Origin of the sequence: Variovorax sp. VNK109, assembly GCF_049445855.1 — a bacterium.
Lineage (GTDB): Bacteria > Pseudomonadota > Gammaproteobacteria > Burkholderiales > Burkholderiaceae_C > JAGOCV01.
The window spans coordinates 253,345-268,353 of sequence record NZ_JBMSDV010000006.1 but is presented as its reverse complement, the minus strand read 5'-3'; the positions used below and the strand labels follow the sequence as shown (position 1 = coordinate 268,353).

15 protein-coding genes are annotated in these 15,009 nt (G+C 66.1%); 9 read left to right on the top strand and 6 right to left on the bottom strand.

The window, feature by feature from the left end; genetic code table 11:
• Positions 1-8 precede the first annotated feature (8 nt).
• Positions 9-251: a DUF1272 domain-containing protein gene (locus tag ACO2Q9_RS19220; protein ID WP_423313732.1), complete on the bottom strand. Its 243-nt coding sequence runs from the start codon at positions 249-251 to the stop codon at positions 9-11.
• 53 nt (positions 252-304) lie between these two features.
• Between ACO2Q9_RS19220 and ACO2Q9_RS19215 the strand changes: the two genes are divergently transcribed.
• The gene (locus ACO2Q9_RS19215; protein ID WP_423313731.1) at positions 305-793 is read left to right on the top strand and encodes a DUF2127 domain-containing protein; all 489 of its coding nucleotides are present in this window, start codon (positions 305-307) and stop codon (positions 791-793) included.
• On the opposite strand, the gene ACO2Q9_RS19210 is transcribed toward ACO2Q9_RS19215, so the two are convergent.
• Both ACO2Q9_RS19210 and ACO2Q9_RS19205 read right to left on the bottom strand, forming a co-directional pair.
• Positions 769-1,443, bottom strand: a complete 675-nt coding sequence (locus ACO2Q9_RS19210) for a flavin reductase family protein (RefSeq protein ID WP_423313729.1) — start codon at positions 1,441-1,443, stop codon at positions 769-771. The genes ACO2Q9_RS19215 and ACO2Q9_RS19210 overlap by 25 nt on opposite strands.
• 21 nt (positions 1,444-1,464) lie before the next feature.
• Positions 1,465-2,448, bottom strand: a complete 984-nt coding sequence (locus tag ACO2Q9_RS19205) for a Bug family tripartite tricarboxylate transporter substrate binding protein (protein ID WP_423313727.1) — start codon at positions 2,446-2,448, stop codon at positions 1,465-1,467.
• A gap of 275 nt (positions 2,449-2,723) precedes the next feature.
• On the opposite strand from ACO2Q9_RS19205, the gene ACO2Q9_RS19200 reads away from it, so the two are divergent.
• Positions 2,724-3,638, top strand: coding sequence for a LysR substrate-binding domain-containing protein (locus ACO2Q9_RS19200; RefSeq protein WP_423313725.1), 915 nt, complete (start codon positions 2,724-2,726; stop codon positions 3,636-3,638).
• Positions 3,639-3,752: 114 nt separating this feature from the next.
• Entirely contained in the window at positions 3,753-5,285 is a 1,533-nt protein-coding gene (locus tag ACO2Q9_RS19195) for a class I adenylate-forming enzyme family protein (RefSeq protein ID WP_423313723.1), read from the top strand.
• Here the strand turns inward: ACO2Q9_RS19195 and ACO2Q9_RS19190 are convergent.
• Complete coding sequence (locus tag ACO2Q9_RS19190; protein ID WP_423313721.1) at positions 5,248-5,868, bottom strand: 2-hydroxychromene-2-carboxylate isomerase; 621 nt, start codon at positions 5,866-5,868, stop codon at positions 5,248-5,250. The genes ACO2Q9_RS19195 and ACO2Q9_RS19190 overlap by 38 nt on opposite strands.
• Before the next feature lie 23 nt (positions 5,869-5,891).
• Here ACO2Q9_RS19190 and ACO2Q9_RS19185 point away from each other — a divergent pair, with 23 nt between their 5' ends.
• Together ACO2Q9_RS19185 and ACO2Q9_RS19180 are read left to right on the top strand one after the other, a co-directional pair.
• Positions 5,892-6,413, top strand: a complete 522-nt coding sequence (locus tag ACO2Q9_RS19185) for a PaaI family thioesterase (protein ID WP_423313720.1) — start codon at positions 5,892-5,894, stop codon at positions 6,411-6,413.
• Positions 6,410-7,375 carry a Bug family tripartite tricarboxylate transporter substrate binding protein gene (locus ACO2Q9_RS19180; RefSeq protein WP_423313718.1) on the top strand — a complete coding sequence of 322 codons (966 nt, stop codon included), beginning with the start codon at positions 6,410-6,412 and terminating at the stop codon, positions 7,373-7,375. Before ACO2Q9_RS19185 ends, ACO2Q9_RS19180 begins: the two co-directional genes overlap by 4 nt.
• Here ACO2Q9_RS19180 and ACO2Q9_RS19175 read toward each other — a convergent pair.
• On the bottom strand, positions 7,362-8,387 hold the full coding sequence (locus ACO2Q9_RS19175) for a YeiH family protein (protein WP_423313716.1): 1,026 nt from the start codon (positions 8,385-8,387) through the stop codon (positions 7,362-7,364). The genes ACO2Q9_RS19180 and ACO2Q9_RS19175 overlap by 14 nt on opposite strands.
• A gap of 138 nt (positions 8,388-8,525) precedes the next feature.
• Here ACO2Q9_RS19175 and ACO2Q9_RS19170 point away from each other — a divergent pair, with 138 nt between their 5' ends.
• Positions 8,526-9,434 carry a LysR substrate-binding domain-containing protein gene (locus ACO2Q9_RS19170; protein ID WP_423313714.1) on the top strand — a complete coding sequence of 303 codons (909 nt, stop codon included), beginning with the start codon at positions 8,526-8,528 and terminating at the stop codon, positions 9,432-9,434.
• An 18-nt stretch (positions 9,435-9,452) separates the two neighbouring features.
• On the opposite strand, the gene ACO2Q9_RS19165 is transcribed toward ACO2Q9_RS19170, so the two are convergent.
• Positions 9,453-10,868, bottom strand: coding sequence for a hypothetical protein (locus ACO2Q9_RS19165; protein WP_423313712.1), 1,416 nt, complete (start codon positions 10,866-10,868; stop codon positions 9,453-9,455).
• Positions 10,869-10,965: 97 nt separating this feature from the next.
• On the opposite strand from ACO2Q9_RS19165, the gene ACO2Q9_RS19160 reads away from it, so the two are divergent.
• The 3 genes from ACO2Q9_RS19160 to ACO2Q9_RS19150 all read left to right on the top strand — a co-directional run bounded on the left by ACO2Q9_RS19160 (position 10,966) and on the right by ACO2Q9_RS19150 (position 14,813).
• The gene (locus ACO2Q9_RS19160) at positions 10,966-11,808 is read left to right on the top strand and encodes a PPK2 family polyphosphate kinase (RefSeq protein WP_423313710.1); all 843 of its coding nucleotides are present in this window, start codon (positions 10,966-10,968) and stop codon (positions 11,806-11,808) included.
• Complete coding sequence (locus ACO2Q9_RS19155; RefSeq protein ID WP_423313708.1) at positions 11,805-13,670, top strand: PAS domain-containing hybrid sensor histidine kinase/response regulator; 1,866 nt, start codon at positions 11,805-11,807, stop codon at positions 13,668-13,670. The genes ACO2Q9_RS19160 and ACO2Q9_RS19155 overlap by 4 nt, the downstream gene beginning before the upstream one ends.
• Before the next feature lie 69 nt (positions 13,671-13,739).
• Entirely contained in the window at positions 13,740-14,813 is a 1,074-nt protein-coding gene (locus ACO2Q9_RS19150) for a DNA topoisomerase IB (protein WP_423313706.1), read from the top strand.
• The last annotated feature ends 196 nt before the right edge of the window (positions 14,814-15,009 follow it).

Below are 15,009 nucleotides of genomic sequence, written 5' to 3'. Positions count from 1 at the left end.
CCTGTACTTCAGGCTGCGCAGCCTTCGGGCTTGAAGACCCGTTCGGTGGATGGCGGGTTGTTGGCGAGCTTGTTCGCCGGCCGGCGCGGCCGCGCCACCAGCTCGCCACCGCAGTTCGGGCAGATGCCCTTCAGGCGTTCGTCTGCGCAATTGCTGCAGAACGTGCATTCGAAAGAGCAGATGCGCGCGTCTGCCGAGCCGGGCGGCAGGTCCTTGTCGCAGCATTCGCAGCCGGGGCGCAGTTGGAGCATGGCGGTTTCCTTCAGGTGCGGAGATGTCGTTCCGGAAAGAATAGCATCGGGGCATGCCATTGCACGTCGACCGCTCGTCCGCTGCCGTCCGCACCGTTGCGGCCTTTGAAGCCTTCAAGGGCATCGTCGCCGTGTGCGCTGCATCGGGGTTGCTGGCGCTCGCGCACCGTGATCTGCATTCACTGGCAGTGCGCCTCGTCGAGCACGCGCATCTCAACCCGGCGGCGAAATACCCCGGCATCTTCATTGCGGCTGCCGAACATGCGCAGAGCGGGCATCTCTGGCTGATCGCACTCGGCGCCGTCGCCTATGCATCGTTGCGCTTCGTCGAGTCGTACGGGCTTTTCACCGGTGCAGCCTGGGCCGAAGTTCTGGCGGCGGGCAGCGGGGCGATCTATCTGCCCTTCGAAGTCCTCGAACTGGCCCGCAAGCCTTCATGGCTGGGTGTCGGGGCGATCGTCGTGAACCTGCTCGTCGTCGCATTGATGCTGCGCGCGCTGTGGCGCAGGCGTACCGGTCAGCGTCCCCCGACGAGCCCGTAGCGGTTGTGCCCGGCAGCCTCTTCCTGGCCTGCCCAGTCGTCTTCGAGTTCGATCGGAAACACCTTGTCGACGTAGGTGTAGTCGGCATAGCCCAGTCGCGCGAGCGGCCTGATGGCCGCAACGTCGACCTTGCCGTCCTTGAGTACATGGTCCGCGATGTGGATGCCGACCACCTTGCCGAAGATCACGTAGTGCTGCGTGCCCAGGCTGTCGCCGGGCAGGCAGATGGTGGAGTGATGGACGCACTCGAACGAGACGGGGGATTCGGCCACGCGCGGCGTCTTCACGAGTCGGCACGGCGCGGCCGTGAGGCCGACGGCATCGAGCTCGCTGATCTTCGGGTCATAGATCTGCGAGCTGCGCGTCACCTGCTGGCGCAAATCCCATGTGGCCATGTTGTAGACGAACTCGCCCCGGCGTTCGGCGTTGTCGCTGGAGTCCTTGCGCCGCCAGTCGGGCGGATGCCGGTTGGCAGAGAACATCACGTAGCCGGGGTCGAAGCCGACGATATTGAACTGCGAGAAGGGCGCGAGGTTGACGCGGCCGTCGTCCGCCAGCGTCGTGATCCAGCCGATGGGCCGCGGCACGACACAGGACTTGAACGGGTTGAACGGCAGGCCATGGTCATTCCTGGCGGTGTCGATGAACATGCGGGCTTCCTTTTTCCGTGCTCAGTTGGGCTGGATGCCGACACGCTTGACCACGGCCTGCCAGCGCACGGATTCCTTGCGCACGAAGTCCTGCATTTCCTCGGGTGTCGAGCCGACAGTGAAGGCGCCCACGTCCTCGTACCGCTTGCGGAAATCCGGCGCAGCGAGCACAGCCCGGATTTCCCGCGAGAGATAGTCGACGGCAGGCTTCGGCGTTCCGCTGTGGATGACGAACGAATACCAGGTCGACACCTCGAAGTCCGTGAAGCCGAGCTCCGACATCGTGGGCACCTGCGGCATCCAGGGCGTGCGGGTGCGCGAGGTGACCGCGATCGGCCGCAGCTTGCCCGACGACACGTGCGGCAGCACATTCATCATTTCAGTGAACATGAACTGGGTCTGCCCGCCGAGCAGGTCGTTGAGCGCGGGTGCCGGCCCCTGGTAGGCCACCGGCTCGAAGTCGGCACCGGTCTGCGTCTTGAGCATCTCGCCTGCCAGATGCTGGTAGGCGCCGGTGATCGCGCCGAAATTGGTCTTGCCGGGATTCTTCCTTGCGTATTGGACGAGCTCCTTCACGTTGTTGACGGGTAGGGCCGCGTTCACCACGAGCACCTGGGGCGTCTGCAGCAGCACGGAAACGGGTGCGAAGTCCTTGTCGAGGTCGTAGCTGAGCTTCTTGAACAGCACGGACTGCACCGTGAGGTTGGAGGCGGGGGCCATCAGCAGCGTGTAGCCGTCGGCCGGCATGCGCGCGACTGCATCGAAGCCGATGTTGCCTGCGGCACCTTGCCGGTTTTCCACATACACCGGCTGGTTGACGCGTTTCTGCAGGTCGGCCGCCACATCCCGTGCGAGCTTGTCTGCCGCACCGCCCGGTGGATACGGCACGACGACACGGATCGGGCGAGCGGGAAAGTCCTGCGCCACGGCAAGCAATGAGGCCGTTGGAAAGATGGCCAGCGCGGCCCATAGGTTGAGCAGAAAGCGGCGTGAGGGCGTGTTCAAGATTCACTCCTGGAGCGGTTCGGTTGGACTGCCGGCGTTGTGTCGGCGCTCAGGAAATTCTGCGAACTTCAATCATCAATGTCGCATGCTTCTTTGTCTGCTGTGCATAACATGACGTTAAGTGTGTGGCCGCAATCAGCCTCGGCTCGTCCGCCGCCGATGATCCCGCGCTGATTCCGGTCAATTTCAGGCAAGTTGCCGGACTTCGATTGCCAATGCATGGCTGATTCATTAACTTCGGGTTATTGAAATTTCATCGATGGAGCCAGAAAGTCATGCGATTGAACCTCCGGCAGATCGAGGTGTTCCGGGCCATCATGCAGACAGGCTCCATCAGCCGCGCTGCCGGGCTGCTCAATGTGTCCCAACCCGCCGTCTCGCGGCTCCTGTCGTACACCGAACAACGGCTGGGGCTGAAATTGTTCGAGCGCATCAAGGGCCGGCTGTACCCCACGCCGGAAGCCAAGCGCCTGTTCGTCGAGGTCAATCTGGTCTATCAGGGCGTGCAACGGGTCAATGAAGTCGCCGAGGATCTCATCGAGCACCGCATGGGGCACCTGCGTCTGGCCTGCGTGCCGAGCCTGGGGCAGGGGTTGCTTCCGCACGCCATCGCGCGGTTCCTGGCGAAGTACCCGGATGTGCGGGTGAGCCTGTTCACCATGCGTCCGCATGTGCTGATCAATGCGCTGCTCACGCAACAGGCGGATCTGGCGCTGGTGTTCCTGACCGACCCGCACCCGAGCATCGAGGCCACGCAGATCTACGGCAACCGCCTTGTCGCGGCCTTGCCGGCCAACCATCCGCTCACGGCGCGCAACGTCGTCTCGCTGGAAGACCTGGCGGCAGAGAAATTCATCGGCTACAGCCACGATACGCAGATCGGGCAGTTCATGCGCCAGCTCTTCGCGGACGCCGGGCTCACCATACGGCCGGCCGTCGAAGTGCAGCAGGTCGACATCGCGTGCGCCATGGTGCAGACCGGCATCGGCGTGGCGCTCATCGACGAAATCACGCCGCTCGCGCCGGTCTGGACGCGCGTCGTCGTGCGTCCCGTCGAGAACGCGGTCGACACGCCGGTGAACCTGCTGCGCGCGACGTTCGAGCCGATGTCGCGCATCGGCCAGGCGTTCATCGACGTGCTGCAGGACATGAAGAAGGACTGGTCCAGCCTGAGATCGCCGACGTTCTGACGGTGGGGTCGCGCGCCATCTGCATGAGTTCAGGTTATGCACGCGGCACTAAATGGAATTGGAGAGCGGACGGCCCAGTTTTGACAATGCATCGAGAACTTCCATTCCAGACCCATGCAAGACGTCGTCGACCTGCTGCAGCGAAGAGCCGCCGAAAAGCCCCATGAAACCCAGCTGGTCTGGGAGCCGCTGGACGGCGAGGGTCGCGAATGGACGCGTGCCGGGCTGCTGGCCGACGTGCAGTCGCTCGCTGCACGCATGGACCGCATGGGCGTTCGGCAGGGCGACAAGGTCATGCTCTATGCGAACAATTGCCCGGAGCTTGTGATCGCGTGGTTCGCCTGCGCCTGGCTCGGGGCCACTTCCGCGCTGATCAATCCCAAATCCACGGCTGACGAGCTCGCCTACTTTGCAGGCCATCTCGGGGCGAGCGGCCTCATCTGGCAGGACGGACTCGCGGCGCGGCCCGATCCCGAAAAGCTCGGCATCCCGTGGAGCCTGCCCATGAGCGACGTGCTCGAGGCGGAGGGCGACCGGGCGGGCAACGTACCCGGCTTGCCCGCCGCTTCGGTGGACCCGGCCGCGCCTGCCTTCATGCTCTTCACCTCCGGCACGACCTCGCGGCCCAAGGCCGTGATCTGGTCACGCGAGAACGTGGCCTGGGCGGCGAGCAGCGGCAGCCGCATCAGCACGCTCACCGCGGCGGACGTGGCGCTGCTGTTCGTGCCGCTCTATCACATCGTCGGGCTGGCGTGGACGCTGCTGCCTGCGCTGTATGCGGGAGCGCGCATCGTGCTGTTGCCCCGCTTTTCCGGCACGCACTTCTGGCGTGTCGCGCTGAAGACAAAGGCGACCTTCGCGGCGCATGTGCAGTTCAGCACGGCAGCGCTGGCGCGCCTGCCGGTGCCCGATTTCCACCACTTCCGGCTGTGGTGCAACTCCACCTGGCTGCCCGAGTACGAGGCCTACTTCCGCGTGCCCATCGTGGGCTGGTGGGGCATGACGGAAATGGTGGCGCCGGGCATCGTCGGCAAGGTGGGGCGCGCACAGACCGCAGGCTCCATCGGCGCTGCGGCCGAAGGGTATGCCTTGCGCATCGCCGGAACCGGGCGCGACAGCCTGGGTGCGGGCGATGCCGGTGAGCTGGAGGTCAAGGGCATCCGCGGCAAGACCATCTTCAGCGGCTACTACCGCAACCCGTCCGCCGACGACGCGGCGTTCACCGACGACGGCTGGTTCCGCACCGGCGACCGCGTCCGCGTGCACAACGACGGCTCGGTGCAGTTCATCGAACGCTCCAGGGACGTGATCAAGACAGGCGGCGAGGGCGTTTCGCCGGCGGAAGTGGAGCGCCTCATCCGGCAGGTTCCCGGTGTGTCCGACGTTGCTGTGGTGGGCCGGCCCGATCTGGTGATGGGCGAGGTCGGTGTGGCGTTCGTGGTGCTGCACTACACGGGCATGGAGTCCGGTCCCGTCATCGAGGCGGCGCAGAAGCTTTGCGCCGAACGCCTTGCGAAGTTCAAGGTGCCGCGCGAGTTCCGCGTCATCGACCGCCTGCCGCTGGCAGGCATCAACAAGGTGGCCAAGGGCGAGCTGAGGCGCATCGCGCTCATACAGCCGGTTGCGGCTCCCACGAACGGTGCCTGAGCCAATGTTCCACCATCCACAACCGGTCCACGCCCCAGATGGGTTCGCCGTCGACGATGAAGAACGGCGTGCCGAACACGCCCCGGGCGATGGCTTCGTCGACCGCGGTCTTCAATGCATGCCGGCCTTCGTCGGATGTCATGGCGGCCACAGCCACCGTGCGCAGCGGCGCGCCGGTGCCGATGGCGTCGCAGGCTTGCGAGATGGCGTCCTCGCTGTCGATGCCGAGGTTCTCGACCCACAGGCGCCGGAAGATTTCGTGCGCGAAGGCCCTGGCCATCGACGGGCTCTGCGCGTCGAGCGCCATATAGGCACGCAACGCGGCCACAGAGCTCACGCCCGTCATGTCCGGCTGCCGGAAAGGAATGCCGAGCAGCTTCGCCATGCGCGGCTTGTCGTGCGCGATGTAGTCGGACTTCAGGGGCGTCTGCGGCAGGGGCTTCAGACCCATCACCTTCGTGACGGTGACGCCGACGAGCAGCGGCTTCCATGCGACCTTCCTGCCGAAACGTTCGCCGAGCGGATCGATCTGTGTGGACGCGAAGTAGGCATAGGGCGAGACGAAGTCGAAGAAAAATTCCATGCGGGTTTGTACACCGGGTGATCATGAATAGCCAGACACCAGCGCGATCACCGTCGTCAGCGCACGCACCATCGCATTCGCAAGCGCCCGGGGGTTTCCTGCCTCTCGCGCTGCCACCCAGCGGGTACCTGGCGTCGATCGGCCCTTTCCACGCAAGGCGCATCGAAGATCGCCTGCTCATCGGTCTGCGCATCGAGCCGCGCCACTGCAATTCCTCGGGCAGTGCGCACGGCGGCATGTTGCTGTCGCTGGTCGATGTGATCCTCACCGTGTCGTCCAACTTCAACGCAGGTCTCTCGCGCTTCCTGCCCACCGTCAGCGTCAGCTGCGACTTCCTGCGCCGTGTCGATGAGGGCGCGTGGGTGCAGGGCACGGCCGAGGTGCTGCGCGTGACGGGCGGCCACGTCTTCTCGCAGATGACGCTCGAAGACGGGGCCGGCCAGCCCTGCCTGCGCGCCAGCGGCGTCCTGCTCCTGCGCGGCGAAGAGAGCCCGGCCTATTCGCGCGACGTCTATCTTTCCAACTCACCGAGGACTCCAGCATGAAATACCTGACGATCTTTGCATCGCTCGCCCTGGCCGTCGCGCCAGCATTCGCCCAGCTCGCGCCGGGCGGTACCACGTCGCTCGTGGTGCCCGCCGCGCCCGGCGGCCCGAGCGATGCATTCGCGCGCGTGCTTTCCGAAAAGCTCAAGACGTCCCTGGGACAGAACGTGGTGGTCGACAACCGCGGCGGCGGCAACGGCACGATCGGCGTCGCTTCGGTGGTGCGCTCCACACCCGACGGTCGCTCGGTGCTGCTGGCCGTCGACGGGCCTGTCACCACCATTCCCGCGCTGATGCCCAACGTGAGCTACGACGCCACGAAAGACCTGATGCCCGTGGCCGTGCTGGCAGACGGTGGCGATGTCGTGCTCACCGTGCTCGCCGATGCCCCTGCGCGTGATGCGAAGCAGCTTGCGCAGCAGATGCAGGCCGACCCGTCGAAGGCCAACTACGTTTCTTCGGGTGCCGGCTTCACGAGCCACATCGTGTCCGAGCTCTACAAGAAAGAGGCGCGTTTCGATGCGCAGCACATCCCCGTGCGCGGCTCTGGCGCAGCCATGGCCGAACTGCTGTCGGGACGTTACAGCTTTGCATTCATCCCGGCGAGCCTTGCCGCTGTTCACCTGAAGGCGGGCAAGGTCCGCGTGCTTGCGACCGCCAGCGAAAAGCGCAACAACCTGATGCCCGACGTGCCCACGATGGCAGAAGCCGGCTTTGCGGGCGTGACGCCGCCCGGCTACTGGATCGCGCTGTATGTGCCTTCGGCCACGCCGGCCGCGATCGTCGACCGCCTCGCGAAGGAAACGCAGGCCATCGTGCGCACCGCCGAGTTCGGCGAACTGCTCAAGACGCAGGGCATGGTGGCAACGGCGTCGTCGCCTTCGGAAATCCAGGCGCGCGTGGCGAAGGAAACCGTGTTCTGGGCGCGGACCGTCAAGCAACTGGGCATCAAGATGGAATGAGCAGCAACGGCACGATGCGGTTGATGGCGTAGCCGCCCAGCAAGAGCAGCGTGAACAACGCGCCCGCCAGCACGTGCGGGCGCGGGCCGGCCTGCAGCACCGTGACGAGGCGGGTCTTCATGCCGATCGCCGCCATCGCCATGCCGAGGATGAACGTGTCGACATGAAGCAGCGCTGCCGTGATGTGCGGTGGCACCAGGCGCAGGGAGTTGATGCCGGCAACGACGATGAACAGCACGGCAAACCACGGCACGTTGGCCAGCGCCGGACGCGGCGTCGCCTCGCCGGTTGCACTGGCAGCAGCGGGGAATCCATAAGACAGGAAAAAAAGGAACGGCGCGAGCAACATCACGCGCAGCATCTTCTCGATGACCGCGATCTGCGCCACGGCCGGGCTGATCGCCTCGCCTGCCGCGACCACCTGCGCCACCTCGTGCACGGTGGACCCGAGGTAGAGACCGAACGCGTGTTCCGGCATTCCCAGCAGGGGAAAGGCCAGCGGAAACGCCAGCATCGACAGCGTGCCGAAACCCACCACCGTCGCCACCGCGACCGAAGCGTCGCGTGATTCACCGCGCACCACCGGCTGCGTGGCCATCACGGCGGCCGCACCGCAGATGGCGCTGCCCGCGCCGATGAGGGCGCACGTGCGCCGGTCGAGCCCGAGCCATCGCGGGCCGATGTACATCGCGGCGCCGAACACCATGCCGACCACGGCGACGGCGATCAGCGCGCCCGTCAGTCCGACCGCAGCGATGTCCTGGAACGAAACGCGCAAGCCATAGAGCACGATGCCGGCGCGCAGGAGCGTACCGCCGCAGAAGTCCAGCCCCGATCTGGCCCGGCCTGTGCTTGCGATGGGCTGACCGGGAAGATTCGCGATCGCCAGGCCGGCGAACATGGCCAGCGTCAGCGCGCCGAGTCCGGCCTGCCGGGCCGGCGCCCACAGGCTGCCGAGCATGGCGGCGGCAGCAATGAAGGCCGCCACCAAAACCCCCGGCAATCGGGGCATCGAACGGCTTGTGGGGACCGGGGGAGTGACCGGGGACGAGGCGGCCGAAGGGGTCGAAGGGGGTGCCATGCGCCGAGACTAGGCATGCGTCAACTGTGAGTCAAAGATATAAAATTCACGCGTCAATAATATTTGGTTATGGCACTGAACCTCCACCTGTTGCGGCTTTTTGCTTCCGTGGCCGAAGCGGGCAGCTTTTCGCGCGCAGCGCAGTTGCTGCATATCAGCCAGCCGGCGGTGTCCAAAGGCGTGCGCGAGCTCGAGCACCAGCTCGGGCTCATCCTGATCGAGCGCGGACGCGCGAGCAGCAGCCGCATGAAAGGCGAGACCGGCATCCGGCTCACCGAGGGCGGCGCGGCATTGCTCACGCATGCGCGCAGCATCTTCGCGATGGAGCGCACGGCCATGGAGGACGTGCGGGCGCGCGTGGGCGTGCAGCGCGGCAACCTCACCATCGGGGCCAGCACCACCATTGCCGGGCATCTGCTGCCGCCGTTCCTGGCGACGTTCAGCACGCAGCATCCGGCGGTCACGCTGCGGCTGGTGGTGGGCAACACGCAATGGGTGTGCGACGAGCTCACCGAGTGCCACATCGACCTCGCGCTGGTGGAGGGGCAGGTGGATGACGACCGCATCGACGCGGTGAAGTGGAAGGACGATCCGCTGGTCATCGTGGCACCGCCGACGTCCGAACTGGCGATGAAGCGCGCCAAGGCAGACATGCTGAGCGCGCAGCCGTGGATCATGCGGGAGCCGGGCTCCGGCACGCGCCAGGCGACCGAGGCGCTGTGCAAGGCCAACGGCATCCAGGCGCGGCCCTGGATGGAACTCGCCAGCAACGCCGCCATTGCGCGCACCGTCGCCAGTGGGGTGGGCGTCGCGATGCTGCCGCGCACGGTGGTGGCCGAACTGCTGGCGCTCGGCACCTTGAGGCAAGTGAATTTCGCGGCCCAGCAGCCGTTGTCGCGTCCGCTGTTCCTGCTGCATCTCAAGGCCCGGCCGCTCACGCCCGCAGCGTCGCGGATGGCGGAATTGCTGAGGGCCTGAGCGCTGTTCAGGCGGCTTTCATGACCGCGGCGTCACCCGCGTGTCCAACGGCTTCGGCTGGAAGTCCGGCAGGAACTTGCAGCCCTTTCCGAATGCCGCCTCGGCGGCGGGGCAGCGTTGCGCGATCGCGGCCGGCGTCGGCTTAGTTCCGTCGCGCGCCCAATCGATGACAGTGGCAAACAGCGTGACGTAGATCGGGTCGTGCAGGTAGCTGTGCGTGCCATCGTCGGTGAAGGTCTGCACCAGATGGCCGGCCGTGCCCGCGCGTTCCATGGTGCGGCGGAAGGTGTCTTCCATTTCGACGAACGCGGTCGGGTCGTGGATGCCGTGCACGGTGAGGACGGGCACGGGAATGCGGCCGTCGGGGTCGGTGTCCGCGCCGAAGGCTGCGACGGCCTGCGGCTCTGCGGCATAGCGCAGCGCGCTGCGGTTGAGCGTGGCATCGTCGTCGGATCCCCTGTACTGCGCGCCGATGTTGCCGAAGACGTTGCGCCCGCCGGTGCGATTCTGCGCGATGTCCTGGAAATGCCAGGTGGCCCAGTTCAGGTGCGACTGCACCTGGTTCTGGGGGATCTTCAGGGTTCGGGTGATGGTGTCGAGCTTGCGTTGCTGCGAAGGCGTGCGCTGGGCTGCGGGTTTGCCGAGGCCGAGGCATTCGTCGGTGCGTGCGCGCAGCTCCGCCTGCGTGAGTTTCGCGCCGGCGGGCAGGCCCATCCAGAGGGGATACTGCCCCTCGTCGGCTTTCGGGTGGTTGCCACAAAGGTGCTGATAGATCACCCGCAAGTCGAGCCGGAAGTCGTAGGCCTTCGTGCCACCGGCCAGTACGCCGCTTGTGAGCAGCACGGCGTCGTACGGCTTGCGGCCCGTGCCGTCGTCCGTGAACATCGACGCGCCGACGGCAGCCACGCTCGCGCCCCACGACTGGCCATGCAGCAACGTGAACTCCGGCTTTGCCACATGCTGCACGAAGATGCGGCGCAGGCGCTCGGTGTCTTCGGCGGCGGCGCGTACCGCGACACCACCCTGGCGGAAGCTGGAGCCGGCCCACGCATAGCCCGCGCGTACCGTGATGTTCCAGCGGTCGATGTCTTCCAGCACGCGCGCCATGGTCGCGGCGCCCAGCGCAGGACCGCCGTGCGAATGCATCACCAGCGTGCCTTGCCAGTTCGGCGGGATGGCGATCATGTAGAACGCGCCGGCCGAGTCCTTGCCGGAGAGGCAGCGTGTGTTGTCGGGCAGGCCCTTGGGGCAGGTGGTGGCCTGCGGAGCCGCTTCGGCGGTGGCGGGCAGCGTGGCGGAGGGCCGCTGCGAGGATGGTGCCGGTGGCGGGCTCGCGCAGCCTGAAAGGGCAAGGGCGGCAGCCACGCCGACCGACGCGCCGAGTGCGTGGATGCGGCTGGGGAGCAGCGGGTGTCTGGGGGAAAACGGGTGCATGTTGTCTCCTTTGGCTTTTCCCGAGGTTATACCCAGGCTGCGACGCCATCTTCGGGCGCTTAGACTGGGGGCCACACCATTCATTGGCGCTTCGCACATGGCAACGAAATCAGCTCCCGGTCTCGCGGGTTTCCAGCATCGCACCGCACTCGACAAACGCGCGAAACCGTTCGACCTCTACGCCATCGACCCGGGCGCGACACCGTTCTCCAGCGGCGACAAGGTGGCCGACAAGGCGATGGTCGAGTCGCTCGCGAAGGATCTCGACGGTCTGCAGGACCTGCTCTGGGCGGACCGCCGCTTCAAGGTGCTGGTGATCCTGCAGGGGACCGACACCTCGGGCAAGGACGGGACGATCCGCGGCGTGTTCGGGCAGATGAGCGCGCTGGGCGTGCGCACCATCGGCTGGAAAGCCCCGACGCTTCATGAGCGCGCGCACGACTATCTCTGGCGCATCCACCAGCAGGTGCCGGGCGATGGCGAGATCGTCATCTTCAATCGCAGCCAGTACGAGGACGTGCTCGTGCCCGTGGTCAACGGGCAGATCACGAAAGAGCAGAAGCTGCAGCGCTATGCGCAGATCAACGACTTCGAGCGCATGCTCACCGGGAACGGCACGCTGGTGCTGAAGTTCCTGCTGCTGATCTCGAAGGACGAACAGCGCAAGCGCTTGCAGGCGCGGCTGGACGACCCGACGAAGATGTGGAAGTTCGAAGGTGGGGACATCGAGACGCGCAAGCACTGGAAGGCCTACCAGTCCGCTTACCGCGACGCCGTCGCCGCAACGGGCACGCCGTGGGCGCCTTGGACCATCGTGCCCGCCGATTCCAAGACACATCGCAACCTGATGATTGCCACCGCCATGAAGGAGGCGCTGGTGGGGCTGAAGCTGCGCTATCCGCCTGCCGACCCGGCGATGAAGGGGGTGAAGCTCAAATGAATGATTCCCCCGACCGTTTCCGTGCACTCGTCGAAGCCGTGCAGGACTACGGCATCTTCATGCTAGACCCTGGTGGCATCGTGAGCTCGTGGAACCTGGGCGCGCAGCGCATCAAGGGCTATTCGGCCGAAGAAGTCATCGGCCAGCATTTCTCGCTTTTCTATCCCGAGGAGTCGCGCCTCATCCGCTGGCCGGACGAAGAGCTCAAGCGCGCTGCGCAGATCGGCCGCTACGAGGAGGAGGGCTGGCGCGTGCGCAAGGACGGCAGCCGCTTCTGGGCCAGCGTGCTCATCACCGCACTGAAGACGCCGCAGGGCGAGCTCACCGGTTTCGGCAAGGTCACGCGCGATCTCACCGAGCGCCGCCTCCATGAGGAAGCCATGCGCGAGAGCGAGGAGCGCTTCCGGCTGCTGGTCGACGGCGTGCGCGACTATGCGATCTACATGCTCGACCCGTCCGGCATCATCCAGAGCTGGAACCGCGGCGCGGAACTGATCAAGGGCTACAGGTCCGAGGAAGTGGTGGGCCGGCACTACGGCATGTTCTTCCGGAACGAAGACATCGCGCGCGGCCTGCCGCAGCAGGAACTCACCGATGCGCTGACCCTTGGCCGCACCGAAGAAGAAGGCTGGCGTCTGCGCAAGGACGGCTCCGCGTTCTGGGCCAACATCGTGATGACGCCCATCCACGGTCCGGACGGCGGGCTGCGGGGCTTCGCGAAGGTCACGCGCGACATGACGGAGCGGCTGCGCCTGCGTGAGCTGGAGCATTCGTCGCAGCGCATGAACGAGTTCCTGGCCATGCTCGCGCACGAGCTGCGCAATCCGCTCGCGCCGATCCGCAACGCGGTGTCCATCCTGCAGATGGAGGCAGCCCCCAGCCCGTCGCTGCGTTCCAGCCGCGACATGATCGACCGCCAGCTCACCCACATGACACGGCTGGTGGACGACCTGCTGGACGCCGGCCGCCTGACCAGCGGGAAGATCCGCGTGCGGCTCGATCGCATTTCGTTCAGCGACGTCGTCGCGCGCGCGGCGGAGACCGTCCGCCCGGCGATGGAGGCGCGTTCGCACACTTTCGTGCTCGACATGCCGGAAGATGAAATCCAGGTGAACGCCGACGCCACGCGCCTTGCACAGGTACTGCAGAACCTGCTGGGCAACGCGGCGAAGTTCACACCCCCGGGCGGCCACATCGAACTGAAGGCCGGCGTGGAGGGTGAAACGCTGCGGGTTCAGGTGCGTGATGACGGCGAGGGCTTCGCGCAGAAGGACGCCGAACGTCTGTTCGAGTTGTTCGCTCAGGGCGAGGAGGCCACTACCAGCCGCGAAGGCGGGCTGGGCATCGGTCTTGCGCTTGCGCGTTCGCTGGTGGAAATGCACGGCGGCACGATCCGTGCGTCCAGCGACGGGGTGGGGCGTGGCAGCGTCTTTTCTTTCGAACTGCCGGGTGCGTCCATGGCCGGCAAGGTCGATGCATCGGGCATGGAGCAACGCGCACTCGTTGTCGACGACAACCGCGATTCGGCAGACAGCATGTCGGAGCTGTTGCGCTTGCTCGGCATGCGCGTCAGCACGGCCTACGACGGGGAGTCGGCGCTGGTCATCGCGGCGCGTGAACATCCGGCGGTGGTATTCCTCGATCTCAACATGCCGAAGATGTCCGGCGCCCAAGTGCTGTCGCGCATCCGCGCATTGCCCGGTTGCGGGCGCGTGTTCGGGGTGGCCGTGTCGGGCTACGGCGCTGAGGACGAGAAGGCAGGGCGCGCGGATTTCAGCGGATTCGACGAACGCACGCTCAAACCGCTCGACCTTGCATGGCTGCAGGGATTGCTGGTGCGCAACCAGTTCATTGCGGGTTAGGCGTCGTCCGACAGGATCATCCGGCGCTTGCTGGCGGTGCGCAAATGGCCGCTGCGGGACATTGCGGCCATGTCCAGAGACACCATCACTGTCACCACGCCCATCGCCGCCGTCGCGGTGGCGGTTCCTGAAGGGCTCGTCTACACCACCGATGCGAGGCCCGGCATCGCGCGCCTGCGCCGGGGCAAGGGCTTCACTTACCGGCGAGCCGACGGCAGGCCGGTGAAGGACGAGCGCGAGCTTGCGCGCATCCGGCGGCTGGCGATCCCACCGGCCTACCGCGACGTGTGGATCTGCCCGCGTCCCAACGGGCATCTGCAGGCGACCGGCCTCGATGCGCGAGGCCGCAAGCAATATCGTTACCACGAGGCATGGCGCGAAGGACGCGACCAGGAGAAATTCGAGCGGCTGGCCGATTTTGCGCAGCGCCTGCCGCGCATCCGCCGCAGCGTGACGCGGGCGCTTGCGCAGCCGGACCATGACCGGCCCTTGCTGCTTGCGGCCGTGGTGCGCATGCTCGACACGACGCTCGGGCGCATCGGCAATGACCAGTACGCGCGCGACAACGGATCGTATGGCCTGACGACGCTGTGTGACCACCACGTGCGGGTGAGCGACGATCGCATCGAGCTCGCGTTCAAGGGCAAGAGCGGCGTCGAGCATCACCTGCGCGTGCGTGATCCACGTGTCTCCCGCGTGCTCCGTCATTGCCTCACCTTGCCCGGCAAGTGCCTGTTCCGCTACTTGGATGAGGAGGGGGCGCCGCACTGCATCGGGTCGGCGGAGGTGAACGACCATCTCAAGCAGATTGCGGGCGCAGAAGTATCGGCCAAGGATTTCCGCACCTGGCACGCAAGCGTGCTGGCGTTTGCCACCGTGGTGCGTGCACTTGGCAACGATGGCGAGCGCTTCACGCTCAAGCGCATGCTGGGACAGGTATCGCTTGCCCTGGGCAATACGCCGGCGGTGTGCCGCCGGTCATATGTGCACCCAGCGGTCATCGACCTGGCGATCCGTGCTGCGCGCGATCCCGACGCGGCGCGCGACGAAATCGCGGCGCTCGGTGCGTGGCCGCGGCGAGCGGGCCTGCGCCAGCCGGAGTGCGGTCTGCTCGCATTCCTTCAGACCCAGTCGCAATCGTAGGTAGGGGCAATCGTAGGTATGGGCCTACTGCACGAGGCGGCACAAGCGCACGCCGTACGCGACGCGGGGTTGATAAGGTTCACCTACCGATTCATCAACCCGATCAATCAACCCAAGCAAAGGAGTTCAACATGCCCATCATTCTCTGGCTTCTCGGCGTTCCCCTCTCCGTCGTCCTGCTGCTGATGCTGTTCGG

What these genes read in the sequence shown, in the direction of transcription:
- ACO2Q9_RS19220 (WP_423313732.1), bottom strand. Translation starts at nt 251, where the DNA reads ATGCTCCAACTGCGCCCCGGCTGCGAATGCTGCGACAAGGACCTGCCG.
- ACO2Q9_RS19215 (WP_423313731.1), top strand. Translation starts at nt 305, where the DNA reads ATGCCATTGCACGTCGACCGCTCGTCCGCTGCCGTCCGCACCGTTGCG.
- ACO2Q9_RS19210 (WP_423313729.1), bottom strand. Translation starts at nt 1,443, where the DNA reads ATGTTCATCGACACCGCCAGGAATGACCATGGCCTGCCGTTCAACCCG.
- ACO2Q9_RS19200 (WP_423313725.1), top strand. Translation starts at nt 2,724, where the DNA reads ATGCGATTGAACCTCCGGCAGATCGAGGTGTTCCGGGCCATCATGCAG.
- ACO2Q9_RS19195 (WP_423313723.1), top strand. Translation starts at nt 3,753, where the DNA reads ATGCAAGACGTCGTCGACCTGCTGCAGCGAAGAGCCGCCGAAAAGCCC.
- ACO2Q9_RS19190 (WP_423313721.1), bottom strand. Translation starts at nt 5,868, where the DNA reads ATGGAATTTTTCTTCGACTTCGTCTCGCCCTATGCCTACTTCGCGTCC.
- ACO2Q9_RS19185 (WP_423313720.1), top strand. Translation starts at nt 5,892, where the DNA reads ATGAATAGCCAGACACCAGCGCGATCACCGTCGTCAGCGCACGCACCA.
- ACO2Q9_RS19180 (WP_423313718.1), top strand. Translation starts at nt 6,410, where the DNA reads ATGAAATACCTGACGATCTTTGCATCGCTCGCCCTGGCCGTCGCGCCA.
- ACO2Q9_RS19175 (WP_423313716.1), bottom strand. Translation starts at nt 8,387, where the DNA reads ATGCCCCGATTGCCGGGGGTTTTGGTGGCGGCCTTCATTGCTGCCGCC.
- ACO2Q9_RS19170 (WP_423313714.1), top strand. Translation starts at nt 8,526, where the DNA reads ATGGCACTGAACCTCCACCTGTTGCGGCTTTTTGCTTCCGTGGCCGAA.
- ACO2Q9_RS19165 (WP_423313712.1), bottom strand. Translation starts at nt 10,868, where the DNA reads ATGCACCCGTTTTCCCCCAGACACCCGCTGCTCCCCAGCCGCATCCAC.
- ACO2Q9_RS19160 (WP_423313710.1), top strand. Translation starts at nt 10,966, where the DNA reads ATGGCAACGAAATCAGCTCCCGGTCTCGCGGGTTTCCAGCATCGCACC.
- ACO2Q9_RS19155 (WP_423313708.1), top strand. Translation starts at nt 11,805, where the DNA reads ATGAATGATTCCCCCGACCGTTTCCGTGCACTCGTCGAAGCCGTGCAG.
- ACO2Q9_RS19150 (WP_423313706.1), top strand. Translation starts at nt 13,740, where the DNA reads ATGTCCAGAGACACCATCACTGTCACCACGCCCATCGCCGCCGTCGCG.